General features: G+C 42.8%; 14 protein-coding genes and 1 tRNA gene. All 15 read left to right on the top strand.

The features are described 5' to 3' along the window. The first annotated feature begins 100 nt into the window (after positions 1 to 100). The 15 genes from ACE38W_RS05725 (at position 101) to ACE38W_RS05655 (ending at position 19,516) form a co-directional block, all read left to right on the top strand. Complete coding sequence (locus tag ACE38W_RS05725) at positions 101 to 1,615, top strand: TROVE domain-containing protein (protein WP_375829398.1); 1,515 nt, start codon at positions 101 to 103, stop codon at positions 1,613 to 1,615. A 641-nt stretch (positions 1,616 to 2,256) separates the two neighbouring features. Beyond that, positions 2,257 to 2,847 (top strand): RNA polymerase sigma factor, encoded by a 591-nt coding sequence (locus tag ACE38W_RS05720; RefSeq protein WP_375829396.1) that lies wholly within the window; start codon positions 2,257 to 2,259, stop codon positions 2,845 to 2,847. Between the two features lie 71 nt (positions 2,848 to 2,918). Beyond that, a complete protein-coding gene (locus ACE38W_RS05715; protein WP_375829395.1) occupies positions 2,919 to 4,073 on the top strand; it encodes a FecR family protein in 1,155 nt (384 codons plus the stop codon). A gap of 172 nt (positions 4,074 to 4,245) precedes the next feature. After that, a complete protein-coding gene (locus ACE38W_RS05710) occupies positions 4,246 to 7,566 on the top strand; it encodes a TonB-dependent receptor (protein ID WP_375829393.1) in 3,321 nt (1,106 codons plus the stop codon). Between the two features lie 11 nt (positions 7,567 to 7,577). Further along, a complete protein-coding gene (locus ACE38W_RS05705) occupies positions 7,578 to 9,197 on the top strand; it encodes a RagB/SusD family nutrient uptake outer membrane protein (RefSeq protein WP_375829391.1) in 1,620 nt (539 codons plus the stop codon). A gap of 273 nt (positions 9,198 to 9,470) precedes the next feature. After that, positions 9,471 to 10,235, top strand: coding sequence for a metallophosphoesterase (locus ACE38W_RS05700; RefSeq protein ID WP_375829389.1), 765 nt, complete (start codon positions 9,471 to 9,473; stop codon positions 10,233 to 10,235). A 91-nt stretch (positions 10,236 to 10,326) separates the two neighbouring features. After that, complete coding sequence (locus ACE38W_RS05695) at positions 10,327 to 10,683, top strand: hypothetical protein (protein ID WP_375829388.1); 357 nt, start codon at positions 10,327 to 10,329, stop codon at positions 10,681 to 10,683. 75 nt (positions 10,684 to 10,758) lie between these two features. Continuing rightward, positions 10,759 to 11,211: a DUF3347 domain-containing protein gene (locus ACE38W_RS05690; RefSeq protein WP_375829387.1), complete on the top strand. Its 453-nt coding sequence runs from the start codon at positions 10,759 to 10,761 to the stop codon at positions 11,209 to 11,211. 89 nt (positions 11,212 to 11,300) lie between these two features. Continuing rightward, entirely contained in the window at positions 11,301 to 13,517 is a 2,217-nt protein-coding gene (locus ACE38W_RS05685; RefSeq protein WP_375829386.1) for a multicopper oxidase domain-containing protein, read from the top strand. Positions 13,518 to 13,652: 135 nt separating this feature from the next. Beyond that, complete coding sequence (locus tag ACE38W_RS05680; RefSeq protein ID WP_375829385.1) at positions 13,653 to 14,099, top strand: ATP-binding protein; 447 nt, start codon at positions 13,653 to 13,655, stop codon at positions 14,097 to 14,099. Continuing rightward, a complete protein-coding gene (locus tag ACE38W_RS05675; RefSeq protein ID WP_375829384.1) occupies positions 14,089 to 14,856 on the top strand; it encodes a tRNA(His) guanylyltransferase Thg1 family protein in 768 nt (255 codons plus the stop codon). The genes ACE38W_RS05680 and ACE38W_RS05675 overlap by 11 nt, the downstream gene beginning before the upstream one ends. A gap of 40 nt (positions 14,857 to 14,896) precedes the next feature. Beyond that, positions 14,897 to 16,801 (top strand): AAA domain-containing protein, encoded by a 1,905-nt coding sequence (locus tag ACE38W_RS05670; protein ID WP_375829382.1) that lies wholly within the window; start codon positions 14,897 to 14,899, stop codon positions 16,799 to 16,801. 95 nt (positions 16,802 to 16,896) lie between these two features. Continuing rightward, positions 16,897 to 16,980: transfer RNA gene (locus tag ACE38W_RS05665), tRNA-Leu, on the top strand. A 363-nt stretch (positions 16,981 to 17,343) separates the two neighbouring features. Further along, positions 17,344 to 17,670, top strand: coding sequence for a hypothetical protein (locus ACE38W_RS05660; protein ID WP_375829381.1), 327 nt, complete (start codon positions 17,344 to 17,346; stop codon positions 17,668 to 17,670). A gap of 727 nt (positions 17,671 to 18,397) precedes the next feature. Next, positions 18,398 to 19,516, top strand: a complete 1,119-nt coding sequence (locus ACE38W_RS05655) for a type I restriction endonuclease (protein WP_375829380.1) — start codon at positions 18,398 to 18,400, stop codon at positions 19,514 to 19,516. Positions 19,517 to 19,583 lie beyond the last annotated feature (67 nt).

Genomic DNA, 19,583 nt, shown 5'->3' with positions numbered 1-19,583 from the left:
AAAAATTTTCTGAAAAATAATAAAAAAAATCATCTGCGCAAAAAGACTGCGCACATGGACAGACATCTTTGTATCGTCAATCACACAAAAACAAAAAGCTATGAAATTTAACTTAATGAAAAGATGGAACGACAGGGTTACCAATCATGAGGGGTTCAAAGCACATGCACTGAATACTGAGATGGAGCTTTACAGCAGCGTTGTAACGTCTTCATTGAGTGATCAGTTCTACGAAAGTGGTGCTGCGCGTGTGGATCGTATCAAAGCCCTGATTCAGGAAGCAGATCCTGCGTTTATAGCCAAACTGGCGATATATGCCCGTGAAAAGATGTATCTGCGTAGTATACCAATGGCTTTAACTGTGGAGCTGGCGAAGCGTCATAAAGGTGATGCTTTGGTTAGTAAAACTGTAGCCAGAGTAGTGCAGCGTGCAGATGAAATCACGGAGCTGCTGGCCTGTTATGCGCAGTCTAACGGCCGCGTACAAACGAAGCAATTAGCGGGATTAAGCAAGCAGTTACAAAAAGGTTTATCGGCCTCTTTCAACCGTTTCGACGAATACCAGTTTGCAAAATATAACCGCGACACTGCCATCACCTTACGTGACGCATTGTTTCTGGTGCATCCTAAGCCTAAAGATGAGGCGCAGCAACGGTTGTTCAATAAAATTGCGCAGCAACAGTTAGCGGTTCCTTACACCTGGGAAACGGCTTTATCTGCTGTCGGACAGCAGCGCTATGGTTCGGAAGTCGCTAAAAACGCAGCCATCAAAGCTACCTGGGAAGCTCTTATCAGGGATAAATCGCTGGGATATATGGCTATGATGCGTAACCTGCGAAATATGTTACAGGCAGATGTCAGCCCTGAATTGATACAGCAAGTATGTGATACCCTGGCAGACCCAATAGCAGTAAAGCATTCCAAACAACTACCATTCCGTTTCCTGGCGGCCTATCGTGAACTGAAAGCAGTACCACACGGCCTTACCGGAAAGGTGCAGCAGGCGCTGGAAAAAGCTTTGCAAGCCAGCGTAGCCAACATGAAAGGCTTCGATGCCAATACACGTGTAGTGATAGCCTGCGATGTATCTGGTTCTATGCTAAAACCGATATCTGCAAAAAGTAAAATACTAAACTATGATATAGGCCTGATGTTGGGAATGTTGCTGCAATATAAATCGCAGCATGTGGTAAGTGGAATGTTTGGAGATAAGTGGAAAATCATCCAGTTGCCAACCAATCAAATCCTTGCCAGCGTTGATGAATTCTATCGCCGCGAAGGTCAAGTGGGTTATGCTACTTATGGTTATAAAGTAATAGAAGACCTGACCAATCGTAAATACGTTGCTGATAAGGTAATGATGTTTACTGACTGCCAGCTCTGGGACGACAAAAACGATCAGTCGCTGGAAGCCGCCTGGAGCAGCTATAAAAAGATCGCGCCTCATGCAAAGTTGTACCTCTTCGATCTGGTGGGATATGGAAAAGTGCCAGTGGATGTAAGGGAGAATGATGTGAACCTCATCGCAGGTTGGAGTGATAAAGTATTTGAAGTGCTGGAAGCCCTGGAAAACGGTGCAGACGCGCTCGAACATATCAACAGCATTACTTTGTAGTCTGTTGTTTGTTGACCCCTGAAGTCATTAACTTCTGCCATTTTAAAAAAATGAAGGTGTCGGATCAGCGAGTTACTTCACTTTAAAGAAACCCGACTTGCTGAAATAATTACCCTTCTAAGCGGCAGGTGCCGTTGTGGTGAGATACTTCATATCCCGAATGGACGGCAGCAAAAGCTGCCATCACCTCATCACAGTTGTAGCCCTGCCGCTTTCCATCCATTATAATGTTACCTTAAAATTAAAGAAGGTGTCGTACTGTTGAGATACTTCGCTAAAAAAAAGACTTAACAGGCTTTTTACCCTTCTAATATTCTTTACAACCAGTGTCGTAGTCATGGGCTACTTCCTTGGGGGCAGGTAAAACAGGTGCAAGTCCTGTTGCTGAAATTCAGTATAGTCGATATAGTTATGACACCTGAAAAATATCCCTGGCTGTTTTTACCTGGTTGTAATTATCACCTTTGCACTCCGATGTCAATCGCATCGGGGTTTAGCGGTTTTATCCTATCACTGTTACGGTAGCACGAAATAGTTGTCATTTATTCAAAAATCACAATCCACTATCAGCTTTTAGCAATAGACTATCAGGTTAATATTTATCTTTTTAATTACTTTGGAAATTACCAGAATTCCAGTTATTGATAAACACACCTGACATCCACGATGAAAGAGGACTCCTGATTAGGTTGTCCGGCAATGATCAGGCAGCATTTAAGGGGCTGTATGATAAATACCACCATGCACTTTACCGCAAAACGTTTTTCATTTTAAAGTCGGCCGGCGAAACGGAAGATATTATCCAGGAGGTATTTATTACGCTTTGGGAAAAGCGTAAAGATATTGATCTGGAGAAGCCCTTAGGGCCCTGGCTTTTCACGGTAACATTTAATCGTACGGTTAATCATCTCAAAAAATCACTGCGGGAAAAAAGCAGGCAGCAATTGGCGTTGTTGTTATCAGATACAGAACCGGGCAGCTATCTGCAAGAAGCGCGGCTTCAAATGCTCGAAGTGGCTATCAGTCAGCTTTCTCCGCAAAAGAAAAAAGTCTTTCAGCTCTGTAAGCTGGAAGGAAAAACCTATGAAGAAACAGGTCGCCTGATGGGGATTTCGAAGTATACTGTTAAAGAGTACTTGGGGGAAGTAATGGCGAGCCTGAAGGACTATGCCCGGAAACATCCTGTTTATGATACGTCGCTCACTTTGTTCCTCTTCTTATATTTTTTATAATTTTTTTTTAAACTACCCCCCCGATTTTTTTATCCTGTTGTATCTATTATTACTAAACTGTAGTTCATCTTTTGGAAAATAATACAGAAAGACTCAGACAGATACTTCAATCGGCCACCAGAACGCCGCAAGAAGAACAATGGTTGCAAGCATACCTGGAATCCGGTGATACGCATGCACTGAAAGAACTGTCTGCACAGGAATTTGAAAGAGAGATGGAATCAGGGGAGCCCTTGCCAGCAGCGACATCTGACCGGCTATGGGATGCGATACAACAACATACCAATATTCCTATAGTTTCTATAGCTGATCATCGGCCTAAATATCAGTATTTATGGTGGGCTGCAGCAGCCATTGGCGCCTTATGCATTGCCTGGCCTATATTTCGTCATAAGCCGATTAAAAAGGAAATACCGGCATTAGCCAATATACGCCCTGCGATAAACAAAGCAGTGCTTACCCTGGCCGATGGCTCCAAGGTGACACTAAGCGACACCGGTAGCCAGGTTATAAGTATTGGTACTACCAGCATCAAACAGCACGATGGCGCATTGGAATACAATCATAGCAGCAAAGACAATATGATCGCCTATAATGAGCTGGCGACGCCCAAAGGCGGCATATTCCAGGTCACGCTGCCTGATGGCAGCCGCGTATGGCTGAATGCCGCCTCGCAGCTAAAGTACCCGACTACGTTCAAGGATAAACGAATAGTAACATTAACAGGGCAAGCCTATTTTGAAATCGAACCTGATGCCAGCATGCCTTTTATCGTAAAAACCAATGGCATGGATGTGCAGGTACTCGGCACCAGTTTCGATGTCATGTCCTACGAAGATGAAGCTACCACTAATACGACCCTTGTACAGGGAGCTGTTGTTATTAAGGCCGGTGGCCAGCAACAGCAACTTAAACCCAGCGAACAATCACTTCTGAATAATACATCGAAAACAATAACTACCCGGAAAGCAAATATAGCGCAGGTGCTGGCATGGAGAAACGGAAAGTTTGAATTGGAAAACACTGATCTGCCGGCCTTTCTGCGGCAACTATCCCGATGGTACGATGTAGAAATTGTGAACAGCCCTGCCATGAATACTGACAAGCGATTCGGTGGACAAATAGGTAGAGATATAGGCCTGAATGATGTACTGAAAGTACTGGAGCTGTATGATATTCACTGTACACTAGAAGGAAGAAAATTAACCGTCATATCCGTAAAATAATAGCTAAAATAACTACCGGCTGATACAACCAAAACACGATCCAAACCTGATTTTCCACTGATACAAATTTTTCGAAACACGAACTTTTGCTTACTGTTTAAAACTTGCAATCGAATGAAATTTATCTATCCATCTTAATCAACTATAGTTTATCACCAAATTCTATTGATGTATGTTTCAGAATTTCACTACAGGCGCTACGGCCAGGCCGAAGCACCCTGGTATGCTATGCTCCGGCTTGTCCTCGCCGGGAGGCAGTTATGAAAAACGCAGAAAAATTCAGCGGATAATGCGCATTACCACCTTACTGCTATTGTTTGCAATAATGAATGTATATGCCATCGGCGCATCACAAAACATCACGCTGACAGCTAAAAACGAACAGCTAAAAACTGTACTGAAAGAAATTGCCAAACAAGCCGGTGTTTATATCGTCTACGAAGAAAAAGAGCTAAATACGTTGTTGCCGGTAACGATAGCAATTAAAGAGGCTCCGTTGAAACAGGCGCTGGACCAATGTTTCAGAGATCAGCCACTGATGTATGATATCATCGACAAAACAGTAGTAGTAAAAAAGAAGCAATCGCCCACACCTACCTTTAGCACTGCTATTGCGCCTCCGCAGGAAAAAACGGTGCGTATCCTGGGCCGTATCCTGGAAGCAAAAGATCCTCCCGGACCTTTGATGGGCGCCAATATTGCAGTTAAAGGAACAACCAAAGGTGTCACCTCTGATGTAGACGGCGTTTTTGAACTACATGTAGCCAAAGGTAGTACCCTTTTGATTTCAATGATCGGTTATAAGCCACAGGAATATATTGTAAATGATGAACAGGCCAACCTGATCATCTCTTTAAGAGAGGATCTCAAAATGTTGGACCAGGTAGTAGTTACAGGTTTTGGAACACAGCGTGTAAAAAATATAGCCAGCTCCGTTAGTACCGTAAACATGGAGAATGTGAAGAACAAGCCTATCACGCAGCTTTCACAGGCATTGCAGGGTGGTACTACTGGTATACAGGTGGCCCAAACTACAGGGCTGGTAGGAGAAGACCAGGCCAATATTCGTGTACGTGGCGTAGGAACCTTGCTGAATGCGTCGCCGCTGGTATTGGTGGATGGCGTTCCTTTCGACATGAACAACCTGGACCCTAACACCGTAGAAAGTATTACCGTATTGAAAGATGCCGCCGCGGCTTCTATGTATGGCGCCAGGGCAGCTAATGGCGTAATCCTCATCACCACCAAACGTGGCGTGGCAGGTGTTCCTAACATCGAATACAATGGATATTACGGCATTCAACGTCCACAATACCTGCCTGATTTCGTGAATGCGGCCACGTGGATGAAGATGAATAACGAAGCGATGATCAACTCTGGTGGTAACCCTATCTATTCAGATTCCACCATCCTGATGACCGGCTCCGGTGCGGATAAGGTTAAATATCCCAGTACCAACTGGCCTGATCTGGTGCTCAGAAAATCAATTCCTATCCAGCAACATTCTATCCTGGTTTCTGGTGGTAATACTGCTGCCAGGTTCTCACTGGCTATTAACCAAACCTGGCAACAAGGCCACGTGAAAAACTCCGATTATTCCCGTACCACCGTTCGTGGTAATACCACTGTAGACCTTACGAAGAAATTCTTCATCTACATGGACCTCTTCGCCTCCAGGAGTTCACAAAATCAACCTTATGCCAACAACAGACTTACATCAGATATCTACCGCCGGATGTATACTGTACCACCTAATATTATTTCTAAATTTCCTGGCAGAGATGATAATCCAGGTTATACCTACTACGGCATCTATGGTGAAAGCTGGAACCCTGTAGCCATGCTGGAAAAAGGTGGACGTCTCAATAAAACAAGAGATGAAGCACTCATCAACCTGCGCCCGCAATGGAACATCATTCCAGGACTCAGCCTGAAAGGCCAGGCCAGCTACCGTGTAGCTTCCGGCCTTGATAAAGCTGATCAGGAATCTTATATCTTCTTCGACTATTATACCAATCGTACTGCCGGCGTCACCTACCCTACTGTAAAAACAGCTACGCTCACTGCAAGAGAAAGCTACCTTTACTTCGGTGGTAATCTCGATTACTCACATGATTTTGGTAAACATACTGTCAATGCAATCGCAGGTTATACACAGGAATTGAGAACATACGAGTCCTGGAAAGATGTGGCACTGCGGTCCATCTTTGCCAAAGCCTTCTATACCTATGATCAGCGTTACTTGCTGGAAGCGGGATTGAGAAGAGACGGGTCTTCCCTCTTCGGTGACGGAAAAAAATATGGCATATTCCCGTCTTTTGCAGTTGGTTGGAATATTGATAAAGAAAGATTCTTTAACGTAAACTTCGTAGATGCGTGGAAGTTAAGAGGCAGCTGGGGAGTTTTAGGCAATAATAATGTTGATCCTTACCTCTATCAAACTACCATCGATGGCGGCAACGGTACCGAAACTGTAATAGGAAACCCTAATCTCACCTGGGAGAAAGTTAAAGAGGTGAATATCGGTACAGACATCAACCTGAAAAAAGGTTTCAGTATTACAGCAGAATGGTATGATAAGGTGACTTCCGATATGATCATCACTCCACAACCTAACTATACAGGTGCTACCGGTATCGGCAAAAATAATAATGGCGCTCCTATTAATGTTGGTAGCGTGAGAAACCGCGGTACTGAATTGAAAGTATCTTACCGTAAAATCATTAACAACGACCTGAGTTTCGATGCTGGCATTGGTTATACCAGGAACAAAAGCAAGATACTTCACCTTATCGGCGGCGACCAGCCTATCATCAGTGGTAATACCATTATGTACGTAGGCGGCTCTCTGAAAGAATTTTACGGTTATAAGACCAAGGGACTATTACAAGCCGCTGATATTGCAGACGGAAAAGTGATGAAACTCAGCGGACAACAAGCAGGTGATGTTTACTTCATCAATACCAATGGTGATACGCTTATCAACAGTAACGACCGGGTACCACTTGGCAACACAGAACCCACCGATGTATTCTTCTTCAATTTAGGTTTCCATTACAAAGGATTTGATTTTGCTACCTTATTCTCTGGCGAGTCTGGCGCACCGCTTTTCTATACTGGTAATCTTGCGATTCCATTGAATATAGGAGGCGAGAGCGGTACACCACAGCAATCCCAACTGGATTACTGGACACCAACCAATACCAATGCCTCCAGGCCACGCCTTACGCCGACGCCGGGCACTAATGCCAATTTCTCCGACTTTTGGAGAATAAACGGAGCGTTTGTGCGTGTACGTTATCTTGAACTGGGCTATACGCTGCCAGTGCCCATCGGAAGAAGAATCAGGGCTAAACTACTACGTGTATACTTCAATGCACAGAATCCTTTCACCTTCTCTAAAGTTAAGCTGATGGACCCTGAAAGTGGCGGTGACCAAACTACCGTGCCATTGCTGAAATCGTACACTTTTGGTCTTAATCTCAAATTCTAAAAACCGGCTACATGAACAAACTACATAAACGTATTATCACCTCGCTGATGGCTTCCACTATGCTGTTCAGCTGCTCCAAAGATTATCTGGAGCGGGATAACCCAACTGCCACTACAGATGCCAAGTGGTGGCGACTGGAATCCGATCTGTTTGCCTACCTGGAAATCATCTATAATAACCAGATGTCGCCAGGTGCGCTGATCACCTCTTCTTCCTACCAGGCCAACTGTCGTATGCATATGTCTGGCATCACCGATGAATCAGTGTTCAGGGCCAATTTTGGCAGCTGGAACTCTTATCCACTGGGTGCAGTAACCGCAACAGACTCCTATCTTTCCGATACCTATCGTCAGAATTATATAGACATACGAAATGCCAGCCGTATACTGGAGAATTATTCACGTGTATACATGGAAAGTCCTGTCGTAAAAGAGCAGCGCGCTGCGGAGGCCAGAGCCTTACGCGCCAGGGCGCACCTCAATCTCTTTCTTTTCTTCGGCCCTATTCCTATTGTAGATAAAAGCATGGACCCTACCAATCAGGCTATTTCAAGGAATACACAGGAAGAAGTGGTAACGTTTATCAATACAGAACTGGATAAGGCTGCAGAAATATTGCCGGCAACTTATCCTACCAGCGATGCTTATCGCATCTCTAAAGGCGCTTGTTACGCGATGCAGGTGCAGTTATATCTCAGCATCAAGAACTACGCGAAGGTGATAGAATACGCGAGAAAGCTGATGGCGCTTGGTGTTTACGACCTTCATTATTCCACTACAACAGGTGTCAATAGCTATGCACAGCTGTTTAGCTATGATGCGCTGGAAAACAAAGAGCGTATTCTTTTCAGACGCACAGGTAATTCCGGCGCCTTCTTCCGCCTGGCGCCGAAGAGTCTTTCCGGACAAGCATGCAATGGCCCTACTGCTGCGATGGTGAATAGCTACGAAACAAAGCAGGGGAAAACCTTACAGGAACTGGGACAGGATAGCCTTATGTACTACTGGAAAAATCCGTTGTATAAAAACAATCGCGATCCACGCCTGGAAGCCAGTGTATTATTTCCCGGACAAACATTTGTAAACCGCCTGTTAGACCCATTCACTGCAGGTTCTGTAGATCAGATTGGCGCAGCACAGTCTACACAAACTGGTTACTGGGTGAAGAAATATGTTGATCCAAAAGATGTATCCAGGAATAATGCCGGCACCTTGAATTTTATGATCATCCGATATGCAGAAATATTACTGAGTTATGTGGAAGCCATGGTTGAATCAGGCGACTGGCAGAACCCGGATGTGGTGCTATATCTCAATAAAATAAGGAATCGCGCAGGAATGCCGAATGTAGATGTAAACGTTTATAACACACAGGATAAGATACGTGAGTTATATCGTAGAGAAAGAAAAGTAGAACTCGCATTTGAAGGTACCCGTTTGTTTGACATCAGAAGATGGCAGATAGGAACAGAGGCGTTATCAGGACCTGCGATGGGCGCGATTAATCCGGCTACTGGTCAGCCGGTAGTAGTGGAGACAAGGATTTTTGATCCTAAGCGTGATTACCGCTGGCCTATTCCATTAACTGAAATGAATGGTAATACTGCTATGGTACAGAACCCTAATTGGTAACAAAAGACTTTTAAACAGTATACTTAGCGAGAGCCAACGGCCTTTCTACCAGTTTCGTTTGTTACCCCAGGTTTGCGAGAGCCGCCTTATCAGAGGCGGCTTCTTTTGTTTTATCTGTTGCCCCATGGTATGAACAAATAGTTATCCTTAGTGGCCTTAACGTTGGCATTACGTTCGGGCCTTACATTTATAACCATATAGAGGAACCTCACACCGATTGCTACTTTAAACCCACAGTTATGCCAATTCCTTCACTATTAAACCATCTTTATTATGCCTACAAGAACCTTTGTAATAGGGGATATTCATGGTGCATTACTGGCACTTAAGCAATTGCTCCTATCCTTGTCACTGCAGCCTTCTGACACGTTAATATTCCTCGGTGATTATGTAGACGGCTGGCCACATAATGCCGAAACAATCAGTTACCTGATTCAGCTATCCCAAAAGCAATCCTGTATTTTTATCCGAGGCAACCATGATGTGTACTGCGAGCAATGGCTCCGCACTGGTAAAGCAGATCCAAACTGGCTACAGAACAGAGGCACTTCAACCCTTCAGAGCTATCAAAATGTTTCACTTGACACCCGAACACAGCACCTGCATTTCTTTGAGGATCTAAACAACTTTTATATAGATGATCAACAACGACTGTTCCTGCATGCAGGATACGTTGCAGAACAAGGGCCAGAACAAGACGAAGAATTCAATCTATATTGGGACAGAACCCTCTGGGAACAAACGATTGAGGCTTATAGAAAAAATGAACGCAATGGCCCTGCAAGATTGCAATTATTCCGGGAAATCTTTATCGGGCATTCGTCAACAAAAGATTATGGCAGTGAAAAACCTATGAATGCTTATAATCTATGGAATATTGACAGTGGCGCAGGTCATGGACTTTCCCTTTCTGCACTCCAGCTGGAAACCCATACCATTTATCAAAGCCACCACGTTCGCTGGTTGTATCATGAAACAGGAAAAGCCGGACCAGCTAAAGTAGTTTTCAGTATCGGGAACTATATGAACAGGAAATAATTACTATCTCCCAAAATTATATAAATCATACCCTGAATTATATAAAATCCGGCAGGCATACCTGGCATATCTTTGGGGTGTTAATTCAAATATGAAAAGAAGCATTACCATAAAAGCATTGAGTCTGTTGCTGATCTTCAGCATACATATCCTGACAGGATTCACCTGTGCGGCGATTATGCAGGTGAAAACACAGACAACCCACCATCAAGGTCAGCATCACTGCTGTTCCGATGATATGGTTAAATTCAACCTGCTGGACAAAGTGGTAGATGCAAGTTTACAAGTGGCCTCCACACCAGGTCATATTACACCCAAACATAACGATCACCTCGAATTATGCCAGGCCCCAGCCCTGCTGACAGCTGGCCAACGATATTTAACCAACCATACCAAACAGCTACCTGTTAAAGACATCCGGATAGAGATACGAAGTTTTCAGATTTGATGTTGATACTAGCAGTTCATTCTTTACTATTCTACCCATTAATTTATCAACATAAAATTTCAAAAACTTATAGATATGAAAAAGGTATTTATTGCAATAGCAGCACTGTTCCAACTTTCAACAGCATTTGCACAGGACAAATCCGGATTACTGAATCATTACTACGAAGTAAAAGACGCATTGGTAAGCGGTAACAGCAGCGCCGCTTCCACCGCAGCATCTGCCATGATCGCATCCGCAAATAGCAGCACCGACAAAGCAGTTCAGGCAGCAAAGGACAAACTGATCGCCGATGCACAGCAAATCGCTACTGGTAAAGATCTGGCACAACAACGCGAGCAGTTCAAACAGCTGTCTACAGACATGTACACACTGGCAAAAACCACTAAACTCTCCGAACAGCCTGTTTACCAACAGTATTGCCCAATGAAAAAAGCAGCCTGGCTGAGCAGCAGCAATGCTATCAAAAACCCATACTTCGGTAGCCAGATGCTCACTTGCGGTAAAGTAAGTGACACCATTCAGTAATTTCTCCTCAACATTATAACAGGTGAACGGGTTGTATATCTGTTCACCTGTTTAATCCTGCCTGCTCAGGCAATATCTATTCTCTTTTTATGAAGAAGTTTTTGCTATATATAACCCTTTTGGTTATAGGTAGCCAGGCTATGGCCCAGGCGCCTAAGACAATCCGATACGATCTGTACGTGGGTGACACGATGGTGACCTATTCTGGTAAAATGCGTCATGCACTCGCCATTAATGGTAGTATCCCCGGTCCCACCCTCGAATTTACAGAAGGTGATACTGCCCTGATATATGTTCACAACACCCTGAAAGAAGAAACCTCCATACACTGGCATGGAATCATTCTTCCCAACGAACAGGATGGGGTATCTTATCTCACCACCAGTCCTATTAAAGCGGGCCAAACACATGAATTTAAATTCCCGATTGTACAACATGGTACGTACTGGTATCATAGTCATACCATGTTCCAAGAACAAAGCGGTATGTATGGCGCGTTGGTATTTCATCCGCGCAAAAAATCAGATATCCCAGAAAAAGTACTGCTGTTAAGTGATTGGACAGATATGCACCCTCACCAGGTAAACCGTTATCTGCATAATGCCAATGATTGGTTTGCCATTAAAAAAGGTACTACACAAAGTTATACAGAAGCCATCCGCCAGAAACATTTTGGCACCAAGGTTACCAACGAATGGAAACGTATGAATGCCATGGATGTTAGCGATGTATATTATGAGAAATTCCTGGCAAATGGTCGCCTGTCTGACAGTATGCCACAGCTTAAAGCCGGCGACAAGGTCAGATTACGCATCATCAATGGTAGTTCCAGCACCTATTTCTGGCTACGCTATTCAGGAGGTAAAATCACGGTGGTAGCCAATGACGGAGCTGACGTGGAGCCGGTGGAAGTAGACAGATTAATAGTAGGCGTATCCGAAACCTATGATATCATCGTTACTGTTCCAAAAGATATGAAGTACCAGCTGCTGGCAACAGCAGAAGACCGTACCGGCTCTACCGGCCTGTGGTTGGGCAGTGGCATGGAAATGCCCATGAAGCCTTTGCCTAAGCTGAAATACTTCGAAGGCATGAAGATGATGAATGATATGATGAAGATGAATGGCGACCTCGATACCAGCACCGGTATGCTCATGAGTAATCAGACCATGGATATGAATACCGTAATGTATCCAGAGATTACCGGTGACGACAAGCCATCCGGCAAAGAAGAAAAAATGCAGCATGACGAGCATGCAGGCCATGATATGGCCGGCATGAATATGGGTGGCGGCGATATCGTTACACTGAACTATGGCATGCTGAAAGCACCGGAAAAAACGAACCTTCCCGCAAATGCACCAGTGAAAGAACTTAAGTTTGAGCTGACAGGAAATATGAACCGATATGTGTGGAGCATCAACAACAAAACCGTTTCTGAAGCTGATAAAATATTGATCAAGCGAGGAGAAAACGTGCGTATCATTCTTTTCAACAATACAATGATGCGTCACCCGATGCACCTTCACGGGCACTTTTTCCGGGTGTTGAACGGCCAGGGCGACTATTCTCCACTGAAAACGGTGCTAGACATCATGCCGATGGAAGTGGATACAATCGAGTTTGCAGCTACAGAAAGTGGCGACTGGTTCTTCCATTGTCATATTCTGTACCACATGATGAGTGGGATGGGTAGAGTATTTAGTTATGAAGATTCTCCTCCAAATCCCCAGATCCCTGATCCAGTGAAGTCTTTCAGGATGATCAAACGAGATGACCGTATGTTGCACTTTATGGGTCGTGTAGGCCTGGAAAGCAATGGTAGCGATGGAGAGCTGATGCTGGCCAACACCCGCTACAGGCTCACTACCGAATGGCGTGTAGGCCTTAACGATAGGCATGGTTATGAAAGTGAAAGCCACTTCGGACGCTACTTTGGTAAGATGCAATGGCTGTTTCCATATATAGGCTGGGATGTACGCTATCGTAAAATGGATGAAGCAGAGAAGAATATGTTTGGTCAGAAAAACACGAAAGATTTCCGTCAGGTATTCCATATAGGATTGCAATACACACTGCCAATGCAGATTATTGCCGATGCATCTTTGGATACCGATGGGAAGATACGTGTACAGCTGATGCGGGAAGATGTGCCTATTTCCAAACGTTTACGCTTCAACTTCATGGTGAATACCGATTATGAGTATATGGCAGGCTTCAGGTATATCGTTACCAAAAACCTGGCTATCTCTACACACTATGACAGTGATATGGGACTGGGTGCCGGTATAACATTGAGTTATTAATAACATAAACACAGGAGTTCGGGGATTGTATTCCCGCCTCAAAAGGAAAAGGTCTCGTTGAGACCTTTTCCTTTTTTTGATTATATGATGTGTAGCATCGCCTCTGTATTAAGAAAAAAACTATATTTAGCAGCTATGGAAGCTATTATATTCTGCGGCATTCAAGCTACCGGTAAATCTACTTTTTACCAGCAGCATTTCTTCAACAGTCATGTAAGAATCTCTCTGGACCTGCTTTCCACGCGGAACAGGGAAAATCTGTTCCTGGATGCCTGTTTCAATAGTTTCAAAGCTTTTGTGGTAGATAACACCAATCCTACGGTTGCAGACAGACAGAAATACATTTTACGTGCTCAGGAAAACAAGTACAAGATAAAATGCTATTATTTCAAATCTGATATAGCAGAAGCATTGCAAAGAAATAGCCTTCGTACAGGGAAGGCACTTGTTCCGGAAGTGGGGGTGAGAGGTGCGCATCGCCGATTGGAGATCCCTTCCTATGCGGAAGGATTTGACGAGTTATATTATGTATCTATTCAAGATAACCAATTTGTAATTAAAAACTGGCAAGATGAAATTTGATGAACTGGACCTGAAGATGCGTAGTTTCGAAACCCACTACGATAGGTCTGTTATGCCCGAAATGTATATTGTAGCACGGATCGATGGCCGTGGATTTACGAAGCTGACAAAGGAGAAACATGACTTTGAAAAACCTTTCGATGAAAGGTTTCATAACCATATGCTATCAACCGTACAGCATCTGATGGGTTGTGGCTTTAATATCGTGTACGGCTATACGCAGAGCGATGAGATTTCTTTATTATTTCACTTTCAGGAGAATGCTTTTAGCAGGAAAGAGCGTAAATGGAATTCTATTCTGGCGGGAGAAGCCAGTGCTAAGTTTTCCCTGTTGCTGGGAGATCTGGCGGCTTTCGATTGCCGGCTCTGCGAATTCCCAAACAGCATGCTGGTAACGGATTATTTCCGCTGGAGAAATGAAGATGCACACCGTAATGCGCTGAATGCACACTGTTACTGGCTGTTGCGCAAACAAGGTAGTTCCGCTACAGAGGCTACGCAGCGTATCAACCGATTCACTACTGCAGACAAAAATGAGTTGCTGTTTAGCAATGGTATCAACTATAATGATTTGCCTGCCTGGCAAAAGAGAGGTTCTGGTATTTATTGGAAAGATGAGGAAATCAGTGGCTTCAATCCTGTTACACAACAAACGGCAATTACTACAAGAAAGAAATTATTCATAAACAAAACACTACCATTCAACGAAGAATACAGTAATTTAATAACTAATATAATAAGCAATTCTCGAATATAGCAGCTAATGTTAACCCTCAACTTATTAGTATCTTTGCAGGATGGATTATTTCAAAAAGCTGCTTGGGCTGTTGAAAACAGAACGGGAAGAAGACCAACGATCATATCAGGCTTTAACGGAGAGCACATCTATACAGGAACGCAGGGCTAATGGCCTGGCGTGGTATCCCATCGCGATACGGGGAAGTGAGATGAGCAGAGGGGATTATCTGACGGTAGAAGTAGAACGCACGACCAACCAGGAACTGCCACATCAGCTGCGTGCTGGCGTTTCCGCATTGTTTTTTTCCAACCACGACAGAAAGCAGGACAAACAGGAAGGTGTTATATCCTGGGTTGGTGGCAATCGCCTCAAAATAACCTTACGTACCGACGAGCTGCCAGAGTGGTCGGACAATGGCAAACTTGGCATAGATCTCCTTTTCGACGATAATAGCTATGATGAGATGATATCGGCATTAAAACAAGCCGATACTATTGCAGACGATCCTAAAACCGGCCGGTTGGTGCGGGTTTTGACAGGACAAGCCGCTCCATCTTTCAGAACAGATATATTACCTGTACATATTCCACGGCTGAATGATTCACAAAATGCAGCCGTAAATAAAATTCTGTCTGCTGCAGATGTTGCCGTAGTACATGGCCCTCCTGGAACAGGCAAAACCACTACCCTGGTGCAGGCGATCAAAGCAATGTATCAGCAGGAAAAGCAACAGATACTGGTAGTTGCACCCAGCAACACTGCTGTTGATCTTTTGAGCGAAAAACTCGCAGAGGAAGGCATGAATGTATTGCGTGTAGGCAATCCTGCGCGTGTGTCTGAGAAAATGCTGGCACTCACGCTGGACAGCAAAATGACCGGGCATAGTGGCATGAAAGAGGTTTCCCGTTTGCGTAAACAGGCGAATGAGTTCCGGAACATGGCGCATAAATACAAGCGCAACTTCGGCAAGGCTGAGCGTGAACAACGCAAAGCTTTATTTGATGAGGCCCGCAACATTATGAAGCTGGTAGAGAATACCGAGCAATATGTGATCGAGGATATTGTAGCTAAAGCACAAGTAATCACTGCGACACCAGTGGGCGCCAATCATTATACCGTCAGACACCTGAAATACCGCACTGTTATTATCGACGAGGCAGGACAAGCATTAGAGCCAGCCTGCTGGATTCCGATCTTAAAAGGAGAAAAGGTAATATTTGCCGGCGACCATTGCCAGCTTCCACCAACGATTAAGTCTAATGATGCAGCGACTGCTGGATTAGCAGAAACATTACTTGAAAAAGTGGTGAATCTTTATCCGGAAGCAGTTGTATTACTGGAGGAGCAATATCGTATGCACACCGCTATCATGGGCTATTCTTCCGGTGTTTTCTATGGCGACAAATTAAAGGCACATGCTTCTGTAGCCTCACATTTGTTGTTTGATGCTGATGCACCACTGGCCTTTATAGATACGGCTGGTTGCGGTTTTGATGAGAAAATAGAAGGCACTAGCACTACCAATCCGGAAGAAGCGGCATTTCTCTTCAGACATCTGGAGTTGCTTGCAGGCACGCTGGTGCCGCATTACAAGCCAGAGAACTTCCCTAGTATAGCTATTATCTCTCCATACAGGCAACAGATAGAGGTATTGAAAGAGCAACTGGCGCATTATCCGGCCTTACAACCTTATCTGTCCAGCATTTCCATCAACACAATTGATAGTTTCCAGGGGCAGGAAAGGGATATTGTTTATATCAGCATGACGCGTAGTAATACAGAAAGTAAGATTGGTTTCTTATCAGATATACGCCGAATGAATGTGGCAATGACCCGTGCTAGGAAGAAATTAGTGATTATTGGCGATAGCGGGACATTGTCTCAACTGCCTTTCTATGCTGATTTTATCAAATACTCAGAGGCTCAAAATGGCTACCAGAGCGCCTGGGAGTTTGCAGAGTAATGTAACGATTTCATTTTCAGCGAGAAAAATCAAAAATAAATTTGGCAAAATAAAAAGTCTGCTTATCTTTGCGGTCCTGAAACACAAAATCAGTTGCCCAGATGGCGAAATTGGTAGACGCACTGTGTTCAGGTCGCAGCGCCTGCAAGGGTGTGCTGGTTCGAATCCAGTTCTGGGCACTACAGAGGATAGTAAGTAATACTTACTATCCTCTGTTCTTTTTAGGTAACATTGCGTTTGTTAATGGTTGTTAATGTTTTTATTATTTTCTCTATTCACGACACTATTTTGATCCACACATTTCTATCATCATACCCCTGCAACATAGTACCACAAAGGATTCCAGACAAATAAAAATATCTTCATATCAGTATTTATCAAAATGATTATTACTTCCAACCATTTGGCTATTAATTGATTTGATTATAACTTTGCGGCGCGAATATTAAAAAAGAAATAGAAAATAGAACATAGAAATGTGGGATCGATTTTACTTTAGAGTTATTGCCCTATTCATTTTAGTGAATGGCATATTATTTTTTTTGAAAGACTGGTTATTAGATAATGGCTTTCATCACAACGTATTACTTGGCGGAAACCTTGCACTGGCTGCGCTTTCAGCTTTCACCTACAACATGAGCCGTAAAGGCGTTCAGGCAGAAAGCAATAGTATTTTTATGCTTCGTGTATATGGTGCAATGATCACCAGAATGTTTCTTTGCCTGGCTGGTATCACCATCTATGCTGTTGCCAACAGAGCTAACACCAGCAGATACACCATCTTTACACTGATGTTCTTCTATGCAGTGTATGCTATCATGGAGAATGTAAGTCTGCAGAAAGTCACAAGACAAGGAAATAAAGGTTAAGCATAACCTGAGAGATATTTGGAACAGCCTGTAAGTAAGACTTACAGGCTGTTTTGTTTATGGGGCAATTGAATATTCAATTACGCAGTTAGTTTGATCATTATTAGTACGATTAGATTAAACAGCTGTTTCTCCAATAAAAGGAAATATAACTACTGATTCCACTATGTATATAGACACGAACACATTTCTTCCCAGAACAGATACCAAAAATAGTATTGATATTACTACTAAATTGTCGGGTATTAATAGCGCACAAGTCATTCCATCGTCTCCTAATATTATTAAAGAGGACTCACCTAATATTCGAAAGGCTTTTAACACTATAACTTGATAAGAATTATTAAAAATCCTAATAATGCTCTCTGTAAGACAGCCAGGGGTTATTCTATTTTATTTGTTCCCAGTTAAAAAAAATCCTATCTTAATTATTAGAAAATCAATTTTTTCTGTAGCAGGCAAGATATCTGGATCCAGTGAGCATTAACTGGAAACCGTAAAAATAGATCGTTACTGTTTGAGGTTAGCACAACCAAGCACCCGCGTAGACTGGAAAAAAGTACTGATTGGAATGTTAGTTAGAATTTAAAACTCTATCATTTTAGTATAAGCAATTTCTATAGATGATTGTCTGGAATAAATAACTCCCATTAGTGTTTAGCAAACAAATCAAACAATTATATCACCCCTAGTAAATTAAGATTGAACCCAAAACAAAACTATAACTATGGATTTCAAAGATGCAATTAAACAGCTTGGCGACCGAGTAATCAAGCTAAAATCACAAGTACTTACCGAAGAAGCTACAAAGAATGCTTTTATCATGCCGTTTATTAAGGAATTGGGTTATGATGTGTTTAATCCTTTGGAAGTGATTCCTGAATTTGTTGCTGATATTGGGATAAAACAAGGAGAAAAAATTGATTATGCAATTATAAAAGATGGAGCTCCAATAATACTAATTGAGTGCAAATGCCATACAGGCCCTCTCAGTGTTCAAAATGCATCTCAGCTTTTCAGATATTTTCATGCTACCAAAGCCAAATTCTCCATATTGACTAATGGTATAGAATACAGGTTTTATACAGATCTGGTAGAACCTAACAGGATGGATGAAAAGCCTTTCTTTGTATTCGATATCACAGAAATGAAAGATACCCAAATAGAAGAGCTAAAGAAATTTCACAAAACAAATTTCGATTTCACCAAAATTGTAAATACAGCAAGTGAATTAAAATATACGAACGAATTAAAGTTGCTCATAAACCAAGAGTTAAATACGCCTTCTCCAGATTTCGTAAAATATTTCGCAAAACAAATCTATCCTGGCTTCGTTACACAAAAAATTCTTGAGCAATTCACGGAGCTTACTAAAAAATCGTTTACTCAATACATAAATGATATTATTACTGATCGTCTGAAATCCGCGCTGAATAAAGAAGCAGAGTCTCAGAAATTAGAAACGCCAAATATCGAAAATGAAAATTCTATTATTGGGGATGAACCTAAAATAGTGACTACTCAAGAAGAGATTGATGGTTTTTTGATTGTGAAATCCATTTTAAGACAAATTATACCGGTAAATAGGATTGTGTATAGAGATGCACAAACTTATTTTTCAATATTGTTGGATGACAATAATCGCAAAACCATATGCAGACTATATTTCAACACATCTAAAAAGCAAATAGGATTATTTGACAGTAACAAAAAAGAGTCCAAAATTGAACTATCTAGCCTTGACGACCTTTATTCCCATGCTAGCACATTACTAGAAACCGTTCGAAATTACGACAACAAAAAAATCTCAACCGAAGCTGAATTTGAACAGAGCAGTAATAACTAACCGTCAAATGAACTAAATCCAACTTACATACAAAACGCTTGTAAAGTCCTGCGCCTTGGCTACAGGA

This window comes from Chitinophaga sp. Hz27, assembly GCF_042263525.1.
GTDB lineage: Bacteria > Bacteroidota > Bacteroidia > Chitinophagales > Chitinophagaceae > Chitinophaga.
This window is presented reverse-complemented; position numbering and strand designations above follow the sequence as displayed.

Coding starts and splice junctions, on each gene's coding strand:
- ACE38W_RS05725 (WP_375829398.1), top strand. CDS start 101: ATGAAATTTAACTTAATGAAAAGATGGAACGACAGGGTTACCAATCAT.
- ACE38W_RS05690 (WP_375829387.1), top strand. CDS start 10,759: ATGAAAAAGGTATTTATTGCAATAGCAGCACTGTTCCAACTTTCAACA.
- ACE38W_RS05680 (WP_375829385.1), top strand. CDS start 13,653: ATGGAAGCTATTATATTCTGCGGCATTCAAGCTACCGGTAAATCTACT.
- ACE38W_RS05710 (WP_375829393.1), top strand. CDS start 4,246: ATGTTTCAGAATTTCACTACAGGCGCTACGGCCAGGCCGAAGCACCCT.
- ACE38W_RS05675 (WP_375829384.1), top strand. CDS start 14,089: ATGAAATTTGATGAACTGGACCTGAAGATGCGTAGTTTCGAAACCCAC.
- ACE38W_RS05700 (WP_375829389.1), top strand. CDS start 9,471: ATGCCTACAAGAACCTTTGTAATAGGGGATATTCATGGTGCATTACTG.
- ACE38W_RS05705 (WP_375829391.1), top strand. CDS start 7,578: ATGAACAAACTACATAAACGTATTATCACCTCGCTGATGGCTTCCACT.
- ACE38W_RS05695 (WP_375829388.1), top strand. CDS start 10,327: ATGAAAAGAAGCATTACCATAAAAGCATTGAGTCTGTTGCTGATCTTC.
- ACE38W_RS05685 (WP_375829386.1), top strand. CDS start 11,301: ATGAAGAAGTTTTTGCTATATATAACCCTTTTGGTTATAGGTAGCCAG.
- ACE38W_RS05670 (WP_375829382.1), top strand. CDS start 14,897: ATGGATTATTTCAAAAAGCTGCTTGGGCTGTTGAAAACAGAACGGGAA.
- ACE38W_RS05655 (WP_375829380.1), top strand. CDS start 18,398: ATGGATTTCAAAGATGCAATTAAACAGCTTGGCGACCGAGTAATCAAG.